Source organism: Chryseobacterium sp. X308, assembly GCF_020733145.1.
Taxonomy (GTDB): domain Bacteria; phylum Bacteroidota; class Bacteroidia; order Flavobacteriales; family Weeksellaceae; genus Chryseobacterium; species Chryseobacterium cupriresistens.
Genome location: NZ_JAJFZH010000004.1, coordinates 122,301 through 140,943 on the forward strand (window position 1 = coordinate 122,301; position 18,643 = coordinate 140,943).

17 protein-coding genes are annotated in these 18,643 nt (G+C 36.1%); 6 read left to right on the forward strand and 11 right to left on the reverse strand.

Annotation, left to right across the window (positions count from 1 at the left end):
* The 5 genes from LIV57_RS06880 to LIV57_RS06900 form a co-directional block, all read right to left on the reverse strand.
* The gene (locus LIV57_RS06880) at positions 1 to 240 is read right to left on the reverse strand and encodes a hypothetical protein (RefSeq protein ID WP_227942015.1); all 240 of its coding nucleotides are present in this window, start codon (positions 238 to 240) and stop codon (positions 1 to 3) included.
* Positions 237 to 506, reverse strand: coding sequence for a hypothetical protein (locus tag LIV57_RS06885; RefSeq protein ID WP_227942016.1), 270 nt, complete (start codon positions 504 to 506; stop codon positions 237 to 239). Before LIV57_RS06885 ends, LIV57_RS06880 begins: the two co-directional genes overlap by 4 nt.
* 79 nt (positions 507 to 585) lie before the next feature.
* Entirely contained in the window at positions 586 to 978 is a 393-nt protein-coding gene (locus LIV57_RS06890; protein WP_227942017.1) for a hypothetical protein, read from the reverse strand.
* A 59-nt stretch (positions 979 to 1,037) separates the two neighbouring features.
* Positions 1,038 to 1,235 (reverse strand): hypothetical protein, encoded by a 198-nt coding sequence (locus LIV57_RS06895; RefSeq protein ID WP_137906108.1) that lies wholly within the window; start codon positions 1,233 to 1,235, stop codon positions 1,038 to 1,040.
* A complete protein-coding gene (locus LIV57_RS06900; RefSeq protein WP_227942018.1) occupies positions 1,232 to 1,504 on the reverse strand; it encodes a hypothetical protein in 273 nt (90 codons plus the stop codon). Before LIV57_RS06900 ends, LIV57_RS06895 begins: the two co-directional genes overlap by 4 nt.
* A 181-nt stretch (positions 1,505 to 1,685) precedes the next feature.
* On the opposite strand from LIV57_RS06900, the gene LIV57_RS06905 reads away from it, so the two are divergent.
* Complete coding sequence (locus LIV57_RS06905) at positions 1,686 to 2,144, forward strand: transcriptional regulator (RefSeq protein ID WP_227942019.1); 459 nt, start codon at positions 1,686 to 1,688, stop codon at positions 2,142 to 2,144.
* 691 nt (positions 2,145 to 2,835) lie between these two features.
* On the opposite strand, the gene LIV57_RS06910 is transcribed toward LIV57_RS06905, so the two are convergent.
* A complete protein-coding gene (locus LIV57_RS06910; RefSeq protein WP_227942020.1) occupies positions 2,836 to 3,126 on the reverse strand; it encodes a hypothetical protein in 291 nt (96 codons plus the stop codon).
* A 220-nt stretch (positions 3,127 to 3,346) separates the two neighbouring features.
* Here LIV57_RS06910 and LIV57_RS06915 point away from each other — a divergent pair, with 220 nt between their 5' ends.
* Positions 3,347 to 4,021, forward strand: a complete 675-nt coding sequence (locus tag LIV57_RS06915; protein ID WP_227942021.1) for a GDSL-type esterase/lipase family protein — start codon at positions 3,347 to 3,349, stop codon at positions 4,019 to 4,021.
* Between the two features lie 20 nt (positions 4,022 to 4,041).
* Here LIV57_RS06915 and LIV57_RS06920 read toward each other — a convergent pair whose 3' ends face one another.
* Complete coding sequence (locus LIV57_RS06920) at positions 4,042 to 4,824, reverse strand: phage antirepressor KilAC domain-containing protein (protein WP_227942022.1); 783 nt, start codon at positions 4,822 to 4,824, stop codon at positions 4,042 to 4,044.
* Positions 4,825 to 5,194: 370 nt separating this feature from the next.
* Between LIV57_RS06920 and LIV57_RS06925 the strand changes: the two genes are divergently transcribed.
* Positions 5,195 to 5,803 (forward strand): NUDIX hydrolase, encoded by a 609-nt coding sequence (locus LIV57_RS06925; protein ID WP_227942023.1) that lies wholly within the window; start codon positions 5,195 to 5,197, stop codon positions 5,801 to 5,803.
* Between the two features lie 160 nt (positions 5,804 to 5,963).
* Here LIV57_RS06925 and LIV57_RS06930 read toward each other — a convergent pair whose 3' ends face one another.
* On the reverse strand, positions 5,964 to 7,235 hold the full coding sequence (locus LIV57_RS06930; protein ID WP_227942024.1) for a UDP-N-acetylmuramoyl-tripeptide--D-alanyl-D-alanine ligase: 1,272 nt from the start codon (positions 7,233 to 7,235) through the stop codon (positions 5,964 to 5,966).
* 152 nt (positions 7,236 to 7,387) lie between these two features.
* Complete coding sequence (gene gldJ / locus LIV57_RS06935; protein ID WP_227942025.1) at positions 7,388 to 8,989, reverse strand: gliding motility lipoprotein GldJ; 1,602 nt, start codon at positions 8,987 to 8,989, stop codon at positions 7,388 to 7,390.
* Positions 8,990 to 9,153: 164 nt separating this feature from the next.
* Between gldJ and porU the strand changes: the two genes are divergently transcribed.
* Together porU and porV are read left to right on the forward strand one after the other, a co-directional pair.
* Positions 9,154 to 13,056, forward strand: a complete 3,903-nt coding sequence (porU, locus tag LIV57_RS06940; protein WP_227942026.1) for a type IX secretion system sortase PorU — start codon at positions 9,154 to 9,156, stop codon at positions 13,054 to 13,056.
* Between the two features lie 60 nt (positions 13,057 to 13,116).
* Positions 13,117 to 14,280: a type IX secretion system outer membrane channel protein PorV gene (gene porV / locus LIV57_RS06945; RefSeq protein WP_062674515.1), complete on the forward strand. Its 1,164-nt coding sequence runs from the start codon at positions 13,117 to 13,119 to the stop codon at positions 14,278 to 14,280.
* A 436-nt stretch (positions 14,281 to 14,716) separates the two neighbouring features.
* Here porV and blaCHM read toward each other — a convergent pair whose 3' ends face one another.
* Positions 14,717 to 15,475 (reverse strand): CHM family subclass B1 metallo-beta-lactamase, encoded by a 759-nt coding sequence (gene blaCHM, locus LIV57_RS06950; RefSeq protein WP_227942027.1) that lies wholly within the window; start codon positions 15,473 to 15,475, stop codon positions 14,717 to 14,719.
* 230 nt (positions 15,476 to 15,705) lie between these two features.
* Between blaCHM and LIV57_RS06955 the strand changes: the two genes are divergently transcribed.
* A complete protein-coding gene (locus LIV57_RS06955; RefSeq protein WP_227942028.1) occupies positions 15,706 to 17,970 on the forward strand; it encodes an FUSC family membrane protein in 2,265 nt (754 codons plus the stop codon).
* Here the strand turns inward: LIV57_RS06955 and LIV57_RS06960 are convergent.
* On the reverse strand, positions 17,951 to 18,565 hold the full coding sequence (locus LIV57_RS06960; RefSeq protein WP_227942029.1) for a 4'-phosphopantetheinyl transferase family protein: 615 nt from the start codon (positions 18,563 to 18,565) through the stop codon (positions 17,951 to 17,953). The genes LIV57_RS06955 and LIV57_RS06960 overlap by 20 nt on opposite strands.
* Positions 18,566 to 18,643 lie beyond the last annotated feature (78 nt).

The window sequence follows — 18,643 nt, forward strand, 5'->3', positions numbered from 1 at the left end:
TTATGATAAAGTGTTTTGAATGGTTTCTAAAAACTGTGAGAACTGAGACTCACTTTCGACTTTAATATCCTTTTCCCTACCTGTACCGATGCAAATCGAAGCAGAATTATTGTAGACATATATTATTACTGAAGGTTCTGAACTTGCTATCTCTAATTCGTAATAAACTTCATCAGATACTTTTTTTGTAAAGTCCTTATCCATTAGAAATTCTGGACTTAGTATTTCTGTTAGGTTCATATCTCTGTGGCTTCTTTGATTAGTTTATCAACTTCTAATTTTAGTGATGGGAATCCATTGCCTTCTAATTTTTTGGAAACATTACTTAACATTTCAAGCATTTCAGGAGCTTTGGAGATTAACCTTGCATTAGCATGTTCAATTTTAGAATCGTTTTTACTAAACACTCTACAAATAGCGTCATTGTTATAATAGGGTCCAAATGTTACTAGATTGTTATCGTAACTGCAGACAAACCATTTTCCTTTTGTTCCTTTAAATTCCATGATTATTGTTTTTTAAGTAAATATTCCATTGCGTAAACACACTGCTGTAGAAACCAGCATTTTATAAGAAATAAAGCTTTCATGATGCTGTAAAATAATGGTTAAATGAAATTCGACCTCTCTGGATCATTTTGATGTTCAAACTGTACTGAGCCTGCTGGCACGCTTCCCTTAGCGTTGAAACTCTTTCTCTGAAAAATGATTTACCTCCTTTTCTGTAAGTCTGGAACCATCTAGCAATCATTCTCTTTATTTGTCTGTACCCTGGATTCGACTTTAAAACCATTCCCGATACCTGCCCGAGCTTATTCAAAATGTGATACTGCCCTCTTATTACATGAATCTTCTCTCCATCTTCCAACCACACAAACCCATGAATCTTCTCTTTGTTAGTCTTATAATCAGTTTGCTTGTAAAAATTAAAGCTCTTGATCTTTTTTCCTAAAATTGTTTTTCCTAAATTTGCCGACATGATGTAGTGATTTTTTAATTACTATTTCGTTTTTGCCGAGTCACCTTTGCCGAGGTGGCTCATTTTTTTAAATACTTTTCTTTGAAATCTTTGAATGATTTTGACTTGCTTAAGAAACTCGTGTACTCTTCTTCAAGTTCTTTTTTTGTCTTCTTTCTAGTCTTTAAACCATTCAAAATACTCTTACATAATTCTTCTCTCGATTCAGAAGGAAGTTTTAGTAAATAATCTTTTGCTATCTGGTAGTCTAGGTTCATGATTGAAGAATTAAACTAAGTTCCTTTTTACATCTTAAAGCCTCTTTTCTTTTAGCTTCTGCATTTTCTAAAGCTTTCTTTGCTAAACTGATGATCCCTTTTTCATTACTTTCAGAAACATTGTTTGCCCTTCTTTTTACATAGTTCAGAGTAGAAATACTTACACCAGTCTCAGTGCTTACATTTGCTACATCTTCTTTAGTTGTAAAGTCTCTCAAATAATTGGAAAGTCTTAAACTAATAGGTTGACCGTATTTCAATTTTTCCATACTTTATTTATTTTAATTAAAAAATAGTTTTATCCCTGTTTTTTCGCGTGCGTCAAATAACTTAACTTTGCGTTGTTGTTTTGTTGAGACAAATATATAACCTTTTAGTTATATTTCAAAATAAAACATAACCTTTTTGTTATTTTATATATAACTATTTGGTAATCAATAATAAAAATTTATGTCAAAAGAAGTACATTACCTTAAAAAGGGATTTGATGAATTAGGAATATCCCCTAAGACTATTGAAAAAGATCTAGAAGTATCACAATCGTTTGTGAGTAATATATTAAACGGCAAGAAAGCAATAGGAGGAAGCGTAGCTGTTCGTCTTCATGAGTTATATGGTATTGAACTATATTGGCTACTGACTGGAAAAGGAAATAAAATAAAAAATAACAAAAAGGTTATTGAAGATTATAATGTCGTAAATAACGAAAATGGAGATAACTCAAGTATTTTAGAAAATGCCATTAAACAACAAGCAAAAGATTTAAAAGAATTAAGATTTGAATTAAAGGTTTTAAGCTCTATATCTACTAAAGCGTTTGAGCTATTGTTCGAAAATTTCGATATGGAAACTTTAGATACTGAAGCAATAGAAAACCAAGTTAGAAGCGAGCTTAATTCGGAACAATAGTTATTGCGAATATTGCGTTTCGTAGTTTAGAAACATCATTGCTATGCTTTATAGCTTCAATCATTAAAGAAATATCCTCCTCTTTACATATTAAAGTAGACATTCTATTTATTATTTTTACACTATTTGATAAATATTCCTTTTTGGAAATTAATTTTCTATCCTTGTATAAATGTTTGTTATGAGCATACAAAGATTCCAAGTGTTTTAATGTATCTTCTTTTTTGTGAATCATACTTAATATTGGCTTGAATTGTCGTTTGTATACTCTTCTATTGAATCAACTATTACAATATCTCTGAACTTTAACTTTCTTATATATTTATTAAGTCTGAAAATAATATAAAACCCAGGAATTAGCATTATTAAAAATCCGATTCGATGAGACCAATCGGGATCAATTTCATAACCGAACCTCATTAATTCATACATTACTAGGGAATAACAGGCTGCGTATATAGGGAAGTAATAACACAAGTTATATGCTCTCATAACACGTCCAATACTACATAATAATATTGACAGATAAAGACTTTCTATCCATACGTCTGATCTAAGTTTTACCCCTCTTCCATCAAACATTGCGTTAAAACTTGGGTCTATCCAAGACCATATGTTATCAGTAAAAGGAACAAGGCCCGATATTATTACTATTATCGAGCCTGTTAATTTTAAATACGTTAGTCTATGTTTACCTCCTAGGCGGGATAGGAACGTCTTTTGGATCTCCTCCATCGATTGGATCTAGATTTGAATCTGGGTCTTCTGATAATACATCGTTTCCATCACGAATGATAAGGGTATCGCTCAAAGCTTCTGCATCACCATCACGGCTTTCAGTTCCAGATTTGTTTAACTTTAAGTTTTGGTTACTGTTTTTGACCTTTTCAATCGCTTCCATTCTTGCCTCTTCGTCTCGGTCAGAACATGAATAAAGAATTACTGCAGCAACTGCAGCCAAAATAATTAGTTTCGTTTTCATAGATAACTGTTTTTTAATTCATTGCAAAAATAACAATTATAAAACGACCGCTATTATCATTTATCACTTTTTCATGATCAGCTAATATAACATTTTATTTAACACACCAAACAAGGAGTTATAAATATTTTCAAATATTATAATTATTCTTGATAGTACATTACGGGTTTCCGTAAAATGTCAATATTTTTTAATTTTTATATTTGTGAAAATTTTAATCATGAAAAAAATTATTCTTCTTTTGTTTGCAATTTCCTGTAACACAAAAGAAGATTTTACAAATAAAAAAGTTGTAAACAGTTCATTAGTTACTATAACATTTGATAAACAGGCAGTAGATAAAGCAAAACTGGATCTGATGAATTCTTTTCCTAAGAGTGAAAATGATATTATTCTCCTTGGCGATAGCAAAACCGAAGGATTCCCAGTACAAGAGATGTTTAATAATTTAAAAATAAAGAACAGAGGAATTGCAGGCAATACGACTTCGGATATTTTGGAGAGACTCAACCATATTACTTCAGGGCATCCTAAAATGATATTTTTGGAAATTGGATTAAATGATTTAAGTGAAAACAAAGATGTCATGACAACTTACAACAATTTTTCCAAAATATGCAGTCAGATTAAAAAAGAAAGTCCCAAAACACAATTGATTATCGAGTCAGTACTTCCTACTGCAGGGGAAAAGAAGGGATTAAATACTAAAATAAATTCTTATAATAAACTGCTAAAGGTCTATTGCATTAAAAATAACTTGACATTTATAGATATTAATAAACCTTTCTTAAAAGGCGGTGAAATGAATAGAAAATTTACGTATGACGGCATACATTTAACAGCGGAGGGATATTACAAATGGCGAGAGTTACTACTTTGTTATATTACAAAATAAAGCCCCAAACGGGGCCTTTTTTATGCAGATAATTTTTGGTTTAAGAACTTATTTACAAAGTATACTTGGCCTTTCCCTGTAACCTTTGTTGTAATTGTAGTATGCAGCACTCCATCACTTCCAGATCTAACACCCTTTTTTAATTCAAACAAACCCTGTTCGACATACTGCTGATTTGGAATGTTTTTTCTTTCACCAATCTTACCGAGATAACCATTGTCCCGCAGCCAAACAAACAATCTGTTTTGCCCAATTTCAATACCGTTTTGGGATATTATTTTAGCCAGTTCTCCAATTAAGCAAGAAGACGTAGAACCAACTACAGCGTTTGTAAAAAGCACCTTAGGTTTATTTTCTTCCATCATTTTTTCAGCTTCAATTCTTTTAGTCTGTTCCTCCTTCCAATTTTGAGCTAATAATAATATTGTGTCAGGATTGCTAAAATCAATTGTCGGGATAATTGACCGAAGCTTTTTCTCACATTCGATAAAATACCTTCTAGCCTCCTTACCTTTTTCATTACCTTCTACCATCGCAATTTCTTTTGCGCAGTCAAGGGATAAAGCATATTCAATAAGTGGCCTACCTCCATTTGAGTTTTCACCTGATTTGGTGAAAACCTCATAGTCGTGATATTCAATAAAGCCATACTTCTCAATACGATCTTTAATCCATGAAGAAAAATCCTTTCTAGAGCCCAGGAAAAAATGCAGTTCTCTAGCTGACACAGCCTGTTTTCCATTCTGTTCAGAAATTTTAATCAATTCGTTGCTTGTTCCAGCAAAATGTGTTACATTAGCCATATTAATTTATTTAAGTTAAAAGCCACAATAAGGGGTGTCGATACATCATACATTTCGCAAGTGTAACCCTTAAAGTGGCTTTTTATATTGTTTTAAAAGTGACTTTTTATTGTTATATGAAGTATCGACTATAGTAAAGTTACGAATATTCGTGTGTAAAACAATGCAACAAAATTTATTTTTATCAACAATTTTGTTAGGAATTTCTCAATCTGACACATCAATATGATGTGGTTTTCATTTCTCTTTTTCTATATTTGCAATATAATTGTAGTAAAAAAATAGTAAAAAGCATAGTAAAAACGACTGTTTTTGATGTTTTTCAAAATCATAATCTACTGATTATCAGCCCTATTTAATTTCAAGTAAAATGTATAAAGTTTTTGTCAACGAAAAAAAATTATTACTATCTAAGCATCCAGAAGAACTTGAAAAAAAGCTTGGGTACGAAAATTATACAACTTTAGAGATCGCCCTGGATCTTCTGGAGAATACTTCTGTGCAGGAACTTAATGTGTATGGAGAGAATTTGGAAGAAATCTGGCAGGAGTTTCAGAAGCTTTTCAGAATTATAGAGGCGGCAGGAGGTCTCGTTAATAACCCTGAAGGTAAGATTCTTTTCATCAGAAGATTAGGCAAATGGGATCTTCCCAAGGGTAAAATGGAAAAAGGAGAATCCAGAGAAGAGTCTGCAGTACGGGAAATAGAGGAAGAAACAGGGTTGAGTGATGTTGAGCTTGTACAATTCATCAACACGACTTATCATATCTATGTAGAAAGAAACGGGGAGAAAATCTTAAAATGCACCCATTGGTTTGAAATGAACTTTGATGGAGAAGATACCTCCAAACCGCAAATAGAAGAAGGTATTACTGAAGTAGCCTGGAAAACGACCTCAGAAATTGAAAATGAAGTGTTCCCGAGTACTTTTAAAAATATCAAACTGATCGTAAAAGAATTCTGGGATCTGAAGAAATAAGTAAGAAGGCTGGAAGCTGGAAGAGTGAAGCTGGAAGTTACGATCCAGCACCCTCATTTCCGGTGATCATTTTAACAATGAAAATTTATAAAATGGTATAAAAAAGAGAACACTCTTCGATTGCCTTAACTTCCCTCGCCCAGCCTCCGGCTTCCCTACTCTAAATAAAGTCGATTACTTTCTCCAGAGCAATTCCTCTGGAACCTTTCAACAATATATTGTCAGACTGAATGGTATTCTGCTTCAGGTATTCTGTTAATTCGGCTGTATTTTCAAAAGCAAGTTCCGAATGATTAACCGCTTTAAAATGTTTTCCGACAGTAATGATCTCATTAAAATGAAGGTCCTGAGCCAGTTTTAAGATGTTCTGATGCTCTTTCTCACTTTCATCACCCAATTCCAGCATATCTCCGATGATAATGGTTTTGCTGCCTTCAAAACTGATAAAATTATTTAAAGAAGCCGTCATAGAGCTTGGATTGGCATTGTAAGTATCAAGTACCAAAGTCCTGCTCTCTTTTTTCACGACCTGAGATCTCATATTGGTGGGTGTATACAGCTCCAGAGCATGTTTTATTTTCTCAAAGCTGATTCCGAAATGAAGGCCAAGACTGGCAGCAGCGCAAAGATTGGTAAAGTTATACTCTCCTGTCAGTTTTGAAACGGCTTTTACTCCCTGATAAGTCAATCCTACAAAATGTTCAGCGGAAAAAGATTCAAAATTATAATCCGATGTTTCTTTCCCAAAAGTAATCTTAGGCGAATAGCTTTCAGTCTTTTCAGCCTGGATCGGATCGTTTTCATTCACAACAATCGTTCTGTTGTTATTTTTAAGATAATCATAAAGCTCAGACTTTCCTTTAATTACTCCTTCAAAACCTCCGAAGCCTTCCAGGTGAGCTTTCCCAAAGTTGGTAATATATCCGAAATCAGGTTGTGAAATGGTACATAGAAATTCAATCTCCTTTTGATGATTCGCTCCCATTTCAATCACAGCCATCTCATGCTCCGGTTTAATGGAAAGGATTGTCAACGGAACTCCGATATGGTTGTTCAGATTTCCTGATGTATACTGAACATTAAATTTTTCCGAAAGAACAGCATGAATAAGCTCTTTTGTAGTCGTCTTTCCATTACTTCCCGTAAGCCCGATAAAAGGAATATGAAGCTGGCTTCTGTGATAGATTGCCAATTGCTGTAAAAATTCCAGCGTAGACGGAACATAGAAAATGTTTTTATCCCTGTTTTCAAATTCCGGAAGTTCAACAATCACTGCCAGAGCTCCGTCATCAATGGCTTTTTCTGCCAGCGTAGCTGCATTGAAATTCTCACCGGAAAAGGCAAAGAAAATATCATTCTCTGCTATTTTTCTGCTGTCAATGGTTACTTTTGCCGCCTGCAGAAATAAAGGATAAAACTGTTCTATATTCATGTGGAAATATATATTTTTTTTAAGAAGTGACATGCAACCGCCAAATCTACACGAGTATTTCAGGCTTTTCAGCCCAAGCGGTTTCATGGTTCAAAAATAAAAAAACCTTCCGAAAGTCCGGAAGGTTTTTTATAAGTATTTTTTGATAAATATTATCTTCTAGTTCTACCCTTATCGCTGGTTCTGGCATCCTGTGCAACACGGAAACCTACCCAACCATAAGCTCTGTTTTGATTTTTATATCTTCTTTGTCCCGGATCCAACCAATATGCTGTATCCTGCCATGAACCTCCTTTTACTACTCTAACCTCGTTAGAGATTGCAGAAGTTCTGTCTTTGGTATCTTTTTGTAGTTTCACTCTACCGCTTCCATCTACAACGAAGCTTGTTTTAGGAGCGTTGTACATATCGAATCCGGCAGCAGAATCAGAAGCTCTGTAATATTCTAAAGAAGACTGTCTGTCACCATCTCTGTAGTTTCTGTAGTCAGCAATAGTTTGTCTTTCGAATTGTCCCGGAAGACCTTTGTAAACTAATCTTCCATCTGCTAACGTATCATACTTGATGGTACCTTCGTCGATCATTTTATAAGTTCCATCACCGTTTCTTACGATCGCCTGAGGCATGTTTCCTCTGTAGTAGTTGAAATCGTTGTAATCTTCATCGATGATAGGTCTGTAAACGTCAGCCGTCCATTCAGAAACGTTTCCGTACATACCGTAGATTCCTAAATCGTTAGATGGATATTGTCTTACATCAGAAGTCTGAGCTGATCCGTCGTTTTTCCAACCTGCGATACCAGAATAATCACCTCTACCCATTTTGAAGTTTTCAAGGAACATTCCTCTGTCTCTTCCTTTGGAACCTCTTAATCTTTCAATTTGAGGTTTTTTACCCAGATATTGGTTATATTCTCTGTTTTTAGCCATACCCAGAGCTGCATATTCCCATTCTACTTCAGTAGGAAGTCTGAACTTCTGTACCATTGCAGAATTCGGAGCTCTGTTAGCGGCAAGCAATCTCTGGTTTGTCGTTTTCATACCAGTTTTCTGCTGCATTCTTTTCTCATTGATATATCCCTGCATTTCAGGATCATTCGATTTGAATTTATCCATGTTGAAAGCAGTTCCTCCCTGGTTGTTGGATTCGTTGATATACAAATCTTTGGCAATAATACCAGCCTGCATCAAAGCTTTTTCATTGGCTCTGTCAGACAGCCATTCACAGTATCTGTTTGCCTGAGTCCAGGAAACTCCTACTACCGGATAGTAATCAAATTCCGGAGAACGCAGATACGTTTCGTTATAATCGTTTCTTGCTAATTTGTTGTCCCATAATAAGGTATCCGGTAAAGCACCGTTATAGATCTCCTTAAAACTCGGGTCACTTGGTGGGAATACATACTTCAACCATGTAAGGTATTCGCGGTATTCGTAGTTAGTAATTTCAGTTTCTCCGATAAAGAATGAACTTACCTGCATTCTGCGAGGTGTGTTATTCCAATCGTGCATAACATCATCTTTCACTAATCCCATTGTAAAAGTTCCACCTTCTACATATACCATCCCAGGCCAACCCTTCTGCTTCTGTTGCTTTCCTGCAAAAAACCAACCCTGTTTTTCGTTTGGTTTCCAACCTGTTTTGCTGACAAATTTTTTGGTACCGCCACCTTTGCTGGTTCCTGATCCGCCACAGCTGGTTAATGCAAGTGTAGAACTTAATGCTATTAATGAAAACAACTTTAGTTTTTTCATAGTCGATATAAATATTTTCAAAGTACAAAGAAAAAATAAATTATTCAATAAATCAAGTAAACATTTGATTTTTTTGAAAAACGTTAACAAATTAATTTTATTGTATCACAATTTAATTCTAAAATTTTCATTTATTTTGTAATTTAGCAATTTCAATAGTAAACATGAAACGAAAAATTACGATTTTATCTTTAATCGCTTTTGCATCAACACTTTACGCTCAAAGAAACACCATAGAATGGAATGGTTCTAAAATCCAGGATTTTGGTGACACAAAATTAAATCTTCCCAATTTTAAAAATGAAGGTTTTTCTTACAGCCAAAATAATGTTTTTATCGTAAGCAAGCAAAAAATCGGAGAAAAGCAATTAAAAATCTCAGACCTTGTCTGGGAAAACGTTTCAAACCAGGATTTGTTTGAGCTGGATAAAGGCAGACTTCCGGATTATGATGTAGCAGATGTTTCCTATTATACTTTAGAGGGTGAAAGCTATGCCAGCATTAGTATTGCTTTATTTAAAAATGTAAAAGGCCGTGTTCAGAGATTATCTTCGTTTAATGTTTCGGAAGCTTCTTCTTTTATCAATACCACAGGAACTGTTAATAAAATAGGAACCACCGGAAATCCTTTATCAAGTGGAAATTTTTATAAAATAAAGGTAGACAAGTCCGGAGTATTCAAAATCACTTCCCAGTTTTTAAAAGACAACGGAATCAATCCGGGTTCTGTAAATCCAAAAAATTTCAGAATTTATGGAAACGGAGGGGTCATGCTTCCCGAATACAACCAGGATCCAAGATACGGTGCTTTACAGGAAAATGCCATTCAGGTGGTAGGTGAAGATGACGGGGTATGGAATGACAATGACTACGCTCTTTTCTATGCACAGGGTCCAGACGGATACAACCTTTATGATACTTCCAACGGGAACGGCTTTAAAAGACACGATACCCGGTTTAGTGAAAGAAGCAATAATGTCAAAAACATCTATGAGGATTTCTCCTATTATTATATCAACTTTGATAAAGGTGCGGGAAAAAGGGTTGCGACTGTAGACGGAAACCTTCCTGCCCAGCTGATTACAAGGTATGACAGTTACCAGGTGATCAACAAGGATCAGAAAAACCTGTTAAAAGTAGGAAGAACATGGGTAGAAGATACTCCTTTCACCAATGAAAAAACAGTAACATTTACTACCAATTCCCCGATACAGGCGAATGATGTCATACGATACAGAACCCAGGTGGTAGCGTACAATTCCCAGCAGAATACGATAGATTTTAAAATCAACAATTTAAATCCGCACCCGCTGCAGGTAATTCCTACAGACACCTCTTCCTATCAGTATACCTTCTATCCGGTAACTTATACCGGAACATTAACCAATCTTACCGGAAATCAGTTTACATTAGTTTATAATCCGGATATCTCCAAGAATCCGAATGGAACTTTCTATTTTGATTATGTAGAGGTTCAGTATAAGGAAAATCTTGCATTCAATGGTTCACAAATGAACTTCAGGGATTACTCAATTGTAAGTGGAAGCAATACAGACTATGGTTTCAGTATCAGTAATGCTGCAACGATAGAACAGGTATGGGATGTAACGGATATTACCAATGCTAACAGAAGAGTGAATAAGGCAGGAGCCGGTTCCTTCAGCTTTGCGTACACTGCTGCTGATCAGAATTTCAATAATGAGTTTGTAGCTTTCCGTGCTGATGCGGCTTTTAGTCCACAGTTTGTGGGAAGAATCTCCAATCAGAATCTTTCCGCAATACAAAACGTAGATTATCTTATCCTTACCGTTCCTGAAATGATGGGCCAGGCACAGAGAATTGCCAACTACCATCAAACCAAGAATAACTATAAGGTAGAAATTGTTGACATCAATAAAATCTACGAGGAATATGGCAGCGGAAGTAAAGATCTTACCGCGATAAGAGATTTCGTAAGCAAACTCAATACCCCACTGGGAAGGCTTCAATATGTATTTATCCTTGGGGATGCTTCATACGATTATAAAAACAGGGTTCCGAATAATTCAAACGTTGTTGCCAGCTATCAGAGTGAGCAGTCTTCCGATTATGTATCCTCTTTTGTGACGGATGATTATATCGTAATGACCAAGCCGCAGAATACATTATTAATTGAAAACAACCTTCCGGATCTTCCGGTTGGCAGAATTCCGGCAGCCAATGCCAGTGAAGCCGGAGATATGATCAATAAAACACTGGCTTACTATAATTCCCTTCAGGGACAGTCGAGCCCGTTTGGAGATTGGCGTATGCGGCTTGACTTTGTAGTGGATGATAACAACGAAGGGGGAAGTCCTTTCCACAATGTCATGAACAGCTCCCTTGCCGGCATATTTGAACAGCCGGGTCAGCAGGAACTTAAAGAATATAATGTTAAAAAATTATACCTGGATTCCTTTACTGCCCAGAGTACTTCCGGAGGACGAAGATATCCGCAGGTAAACCAGGCCATTTCCAATGCTATCGGAAACAGCTTATACCTGTTTTATTTCGGACACGGAGGAATCAACGGCTGGGCGCAGGAAAGAGTACTTACCAGCACAGAAGTTCAGAATGCCAACAATTTCTCTAATGTATACAGCAGATTCCCGTTTGTATCTACCATTACCTGTGAGTTTACATTATGGGACGAACCTTCAACCAACTCTGTAGGAGAACAGTTTATTAAGATGAAGCAGGGAGGTGTTTCTACCATGATTACTTCCAGCCGTGCTATCGGGGTTGATTATGGACGTGATTTTACCAATACCTTTACTCAGAATATTTTTAAGTTAACCAATGACGACTTTAATACGCTGGGGAATGCCCACTTAATTGCCAAAAAACAAAAAGGACCAAACAGTAACCACTTAAAAGTAAACTTACTGGGTGATCCTGCCATGAAATTAAGCAGACCACAAAGACTCCTGGTTATCGATAATATTGAAACTCCTGTTCCGGGACTGATCAGAGGGCTGGATTTTGTAAAAATCAAAGGACATATCAATAATCCGAACGGAACACTGAACAATACTTTCAACGGAAAGGTCAGCATCAATATTTTTGATAAGAGATTAAATAAAAAAACATTAAATAACAGTGGCGTTTTATCTCCGGTGTTAGAGTATACTGAGGAAGGAAGTGCTATTGTAAAATCTGCAGGAACTGCTGTAAATGGGGTTTTTACTGCTGAATTCTATGTACCTAAAGACATTAACTATGCTGTAGGCCAGGGAAGAATACTAGCCTATGCAGATAATAAATCAACGGATGTATTCAACAATCAGGCTGTACAGGTAGGCGATATTAATCCAAACGGAATCAATGATAACCAGCCTCCAAAAGTAAAACTGTATATGAACAACACCAACTTTGCAGATGGTGGAATTACCAATCAGAACCCAATGCTTCTTGCCTGCCTTACCGATGATACAGGAATCAATTCAACAGGATCTGGTGTAGGGCATGATATTACAGTATATCTTGACGGGCAGATTATCAATACTGTTGTTTTAAATGATTTTTATGCGCCGGGAGAAGGAAACGGATGTTTAAATCCTAGTCTTGCCGAATACCAGAAAGGAAATGTAACCTACCCTTTCAGAAATCTTGCAATAGGACAGCATCAATTAACATTTAAAGTTTGGGATATAAACAATAATTCTACAACTGCTACGTTAAATTTTGAAGTTAAAGATGAATCTGACCAGCATCTGACCATAAACCGTCCGCTGAACTGGCCTAATCCATTTACCAATAAAACCTATATTCAGTTTGAACACAACTGTGATGATATTCTGGATGTGAACGTACAAATTTATACAATAACCGGAAGATTGGTAAGAACTTTATCGCAGCCGGTGGTTGCAGAACCGTTCCTACAGGGCTTCAGAACCCCTCGCCAGGCCATAGAATGGGACGGAAGAGATGATTTTGGAGCTACTGTAGCAAAAGGTACGTATATTTTTAAGATATTTGCAAAAAGTCAAAATCAAGAAAAATGCAAAGGAAGTGCTACAGCTGTAGAAAAAATGGTACTTTTGAAATAATAAAACAGAACAATAGACAATAATATTAATAAAAAACTGATAATATATAAAAGACAACATATGAATTTAACTACTAAACTGCTATTAGGATTTGGTTTGAGTGCTGGTTTTTTAGGCTATTCGCAAGATTTAGGTAAAGTAAACCCAGTTCTTACCGGAGCTCCTTTCTTAAGAATTGCACCTGATGCAAGATCGGGAGGTATGGGAGATCAAGGGGTGGTAACCTCTCCGGATGCATTTTCACAATTCTGGAATGCGGCTAAATACCCTTTCAGCAGGACAAGTTCTTCCGTAGGTCTTAACTATACGCCTTACATGGGAAAACTTACCAATGATGTATTCTTATTATATGCTTCGTTTCATAAGTTTTTGGGGCAGGAAGAAAGATCTACAATTTCTGCGAGTATCTATTATTTCAATATGGGACAGGTAGACCTGACTCAACTGGTGGGTACGGAAATCGCTTCTATGGGTACATCAAAACCAAACGAATTCTCCATTGACGTTGCCTACGCTTTGAAACTTTCTGATTCATTCTCCGGAGCTGTTACCGGTAGATTTATCCGTTCAGACTTAGCCGGAGGATTCAACACAGATACAACACTTAAGGCTGCGAACAGTTTTGCAGTAGACGTTTCAGGATACTATACCTCTCCAAGATTCTCCAGTATTGGCGGATATGATGGTAAAATCAATGCAGGTTTAGCCATTCAGAACTTAGGTCCGAAACTGGATTATACAGGGAATGAAGAATCAAGATCTTATCTTCCTACCATGGCAAGATTAGGGGTTGGATATGACATGTACCTGGATGATATGAACAGAGTGGGAATTTCTGTGGAAGGTTCAAAATTGTTGGTTCCGGGATCTGAGTATGCAGGAATTGACCCGAATACAAGACAGCCGATTTATCAGATTCCTAATGTAGGGCCAATGGCTGGTATCGGAAAATCTTTCAAAAATAAAAACAGTATCATGTACAGTGGTGCTTTGGAATATTCCTACGACAATGCATTTTCTGTAAGAGGAGGTTACTTCCATGAAAGTGAAGAGCAGGGAGCAAGACAGTTTGCAACTGCAGGGGTTGGACTAAGATACCGTTCTTTCGGACTTGACCTTTCTTACCTGATCAACATGTCTAAAATCAACAGTGCTTTGGATAATACGCTTCGTTTCGGTCTTACCTGGAACATCGGAGAAGAAACATCCAACAACGATCGTTAATAAAAGCAACAGCTCTATAAAAAAAGCCTCATACATTATTGTATGGAGGCTTTTTTTATGTCAATTGTCAATGGTGAATTCGCTTCGCTTGTCAATTTTTTTTCATCAAGCATTCACCATTCACTTTGCGAAGCAAAAATTCACTATTGATTGGTGAATAGTCAATCGTCAATTCGCTTCGCTTGTCAATTTTTTTATATACTGCAACCATTCGCCATTCACTTTGCGAAGCAAAAATTCACTATTGATTGGTGAATAGTCAATCGTCAATTCGCTTCGCTGTCAATTTTTTTATATACTGCAACCATTCACTATTCACTTTGCGAAGCAAAAATTCACTATTGATTCGTGAATAGTCAATCGTCAATTCGCTTCGCTTGTCAATTTTTTTATATACTGCAACCATTCACTATTCACTTTGCGAAGCAAAAATTCACTATTGACCTTTAAATAATGTAATCGTATAGTCAAGGAGCTTTCCGTCGCCATATTCTCCATGTCCGGGAACTACAATTTTCACATCCGGATATTCTTTTTTTACTTTTTCAACGGTATTGGACCAGGCAGAAACATTGGCATCACCCAAATATCCTTTACCTGCCTCCAGCTCTTTTAATAAACAGCCTCCAAATAAAATATTCTCGCCTGGAAAATATCCCACAGCATTATCTTTTGTATGCCCTTCACCAAAAAATTTTGCAATGACATCTTTATTCCCGACTTTTAAAATAACAGAATCATTAAAACTGTTTTCAGGAATAACAAAATTATTTTCTTTTGCTAATTCGATGGTTTTAGCATATGCATAAGAAGGAATATTCTTTTTATGGAAAGCCATTAATCCTCCTAAGCTATCATCATGAAAATGGGTTGGAACAATGGCCATAATTCTCGAATCAAGCTTTTCATTAATCCATTGTATCAGTTCTTCCGAACTTTTATCATTGGTAGGTGTATCAAAAACAATAGTTTCGTGATGATCTTTTACAATCAATCCATTACAGGGTACATTCCCGAAATCATTGGTCTGTTTAAAGGAGGTATGAATAAAAGAGTTTTCCGAAATCTGAGTAATGATCAGGTTTTTTGATTCATATATTTTCTTTGCCTTAAAACTGTTTTTGCCCTGTGAGTTACAGCTTAACATGATCAAAGAAAACAAAATGGCCACTATATTTTTACTGATGAACTTCATAAAATGACGATTTACGCTTGAGATAAGCTAAGATAGGAATTCGTGGAACAGGATTTGTTAGCTGTTGTGTTAAAAAATGACGAATTGTGATTGACGGATCATTCATATGTTTCATCTGTCAATTTATTTTAAATAATACTACAGCTTAATTAAAAAAAATATAATATTTAAGTTAATAAAAGTCTCTTATTTATGGCGATTTTCTTAAATTCAATAGCTATTTTTGTAATATGAACTATTCGGCGGAACTAAAAAAATTTGTAACCAGTCAGTATGTATATTCTGCGATCAGAATTACATTAGCTACTGTTCTGCCTTGTTTAGTCCTCGCCCACTTCGGGATTTTGAAAGAATACTTTCTTTTCCCTCTCGGAACCAGCTTTGTAGCCCTTACCGACCAGCCCGGTCCTTTTATCCGAAGAAGAAACGCTCTTACTTTTGCGATCTGCTGTTTTGTCTTTGTAGCACTCATCGCCAGTCTTGTGATGAATATCAAAGTACTGGTCATTCTGGAAGTCATTGTCTTCGGGATGTTTTTCTCCCTGATCGGCGTGTATGGCCAGAGATTAGCTGCTGTAGGCTCGTTATCCCTTGTGGTACTCGCCATCTTTATTGACGGGCATCTTACGGGAAGCAATATTTTCAAAAGTCTGCTGATATTTGCTTCCGGCTGTATATGGTTTCTGTTAATATTCCTGATTGTAACCACCATCCGTCCTTATAAGCTGGCAAGCCAGATGATTGGCGAAAATTATCTTCAGCTGGCTGAGTTTTTAAAGATCAAAGCCAATTATTATCAGAAGAATCCGGATTTTAATAAGCTGACCACTCAGGTTATTGCCAAGCAGATTGAAATAAAAAACCTTCAGGAAGATACCAGAGAAACAGTTTTCAAAACCAGAACTATCGTCAATGAATCTACGACCACCAGCCGTTTATTAATGCTGATGTTCCTTAATTCGATGGACCTTCATGAAAAACTGATGACCTCAGAAAGTGACTATCAAAAGTTACAGCAGAGCTTTGAAGACAGTATGATCCTGGTGAATATCCATGATTATCTTAATCTTCTGGCTGAGGAGATCACCAATATCGGAATTGCTCTTCAAAGTGGTACCAGAGCAAAGCCAATGTTTAACCTGGAACAGGAATTAAAAAGCTTAAATTATAATTATTTCGAACTCAGAAATAAGCAGCTTTCGCCGGACAATCTGGAAAATTTCATGATCCTGCGCCAGATCCTGATGCGTATCTATGAAATTACGAAAGAAATTAATGAGATCTATAAAGTATTTTCACAGGATATCAAACTGGCGAAAAGTTTATCTACAGGGCTAGACCTTAAAAAATTCATGCCTAATGAACCTAAACTTAATGCCAAGGTTCTGAGAAATAATATTTCCTTATCATCTTCCCATTTCCGCCATGCTATTAGAATTACAACAGCTCTGCTATTGGGATACGTTTTCTCTATGTTCGATTTTCTGGGACTGGGACACACGTATTGGATATTAATTACCATTACAGCGATCTTAAAACCCGCTTATTCCATCACTAAACAGAGAAACCTTCTCCGTCTCTATGGAACCATTGCTGGAGCAAGTATTGCTTATGCCATTCTTTATTTTGTACATATTAACGGCGTTTTATTTGCTATTCTGCTCATTAGTATGATCATGTGTTTCAGCTTTTTGAAAGGACGGTATTTCTGGGCGGTATTATTCATGACGATTTATGTTTTCCTCAGCTTTAATTTTTTAAATCCGGGGAAGGTTAATATTATTTTTAAAGACAGAATCCTGGATACTGCTATTGCGGGAATCATTGCTTTTGCAGTGTCTTATATCGTATTGCCTGTTTGGGAACACACCCAAAATCTGGATCTGATGAAGAAATCTGCCGCGGACAACCTTATCTACTTCCAGAGTGTGATTTCCAAATTCCTACAGGGAAATTTCGATCTCGAAGATTATAAGGTAAAGCGAAAAAATGCCATTATTTCACTGGCCAATCTTTCTGATAATTTCCAGAGAATGATTTCCGATCCTAAAAATCAACAGAAAAAGCTGGAAGTTGTACACCAGTTTGTAGCTACATCACATTTGATTACGGCCTATACCGCTTCTCTGTCTCAATATTCCAAAAGGGATGAGCAGTATCCTGAAATAGATGCTGAAAGCTGGAGCAGAAAGATTGAGGCAGAAATGCAGCAGACCTCTACCCTTCTCAGCGGAAATGATATCAACGAAACGTTGAAAATGGAAAGCCGCCTTGAGCCGGAAGATTCCTCCATTGAAGATATGCTCCTGAAAAGAAAAACAGAGATTGAAGAAAATGAAATTGTTGACCGAAGAGATCCAGATAAAATTTCACATTTAACCGAGCTTAAAAATATCCACGATATTCTGGAGCTGATCTATGATGTCGCAAAAGAGCAGAGAAAAGTGATCGAAAAATATAAAAACGAAACTGAGCCTACTCCTCCACAATCGTAAAGCAGTAATCATCAAAGAATTCTACCCTGGCTTTGAATTCATCTGAAAACTCATCATCATATACCCGGCAGCTTATTTTATGAAGATGCTTCAGCTCAAAAGGCTTTACTTCATAATTCTTTTTTAAAGACCAGTATTTTGAGTGATGGATTTTGTACATACTTTCCTTCACACTCCAAATAATGGTATAGAAAGTATCCGCTTTGTCTTCCGGAATAAATCCACGTTCATTTTCATAAGTGAATTTATCAATCACCCTTAAAATTTTAGGATTGAATTTTTCAATATCAATTCCTATTTTATTTTTAGAAACAGCAATCGCCGCAAAAGGAAAAGAGTGCGTAATGGATATTTCCGCATCGTAGGGAGAAAGAAAAGGCTCTCTTTCTTTATATAAAATTTTAGAATTGGGTTTTAATCCTTTCAGAAGCTTGCGCACCATCAGAACTTCCAGCAATTTTTTAGGATGATAATCTTTTACTTTTTCCGCATTTTCCGGTTCAAGAAGTTCATTGATATCAAGTTCTTCACTTTCATCATACTTCCAAACCAGAATGGTGGCATTGTCATCTGAAAAATCTCTGTAGAGGGGCATTCTTTTTTTATTGGACAAAAGTAGTGAAAAGATGCGGAAGTTGAAAGGAATGGAAGATGGACGCTGGAAGATGGAAGT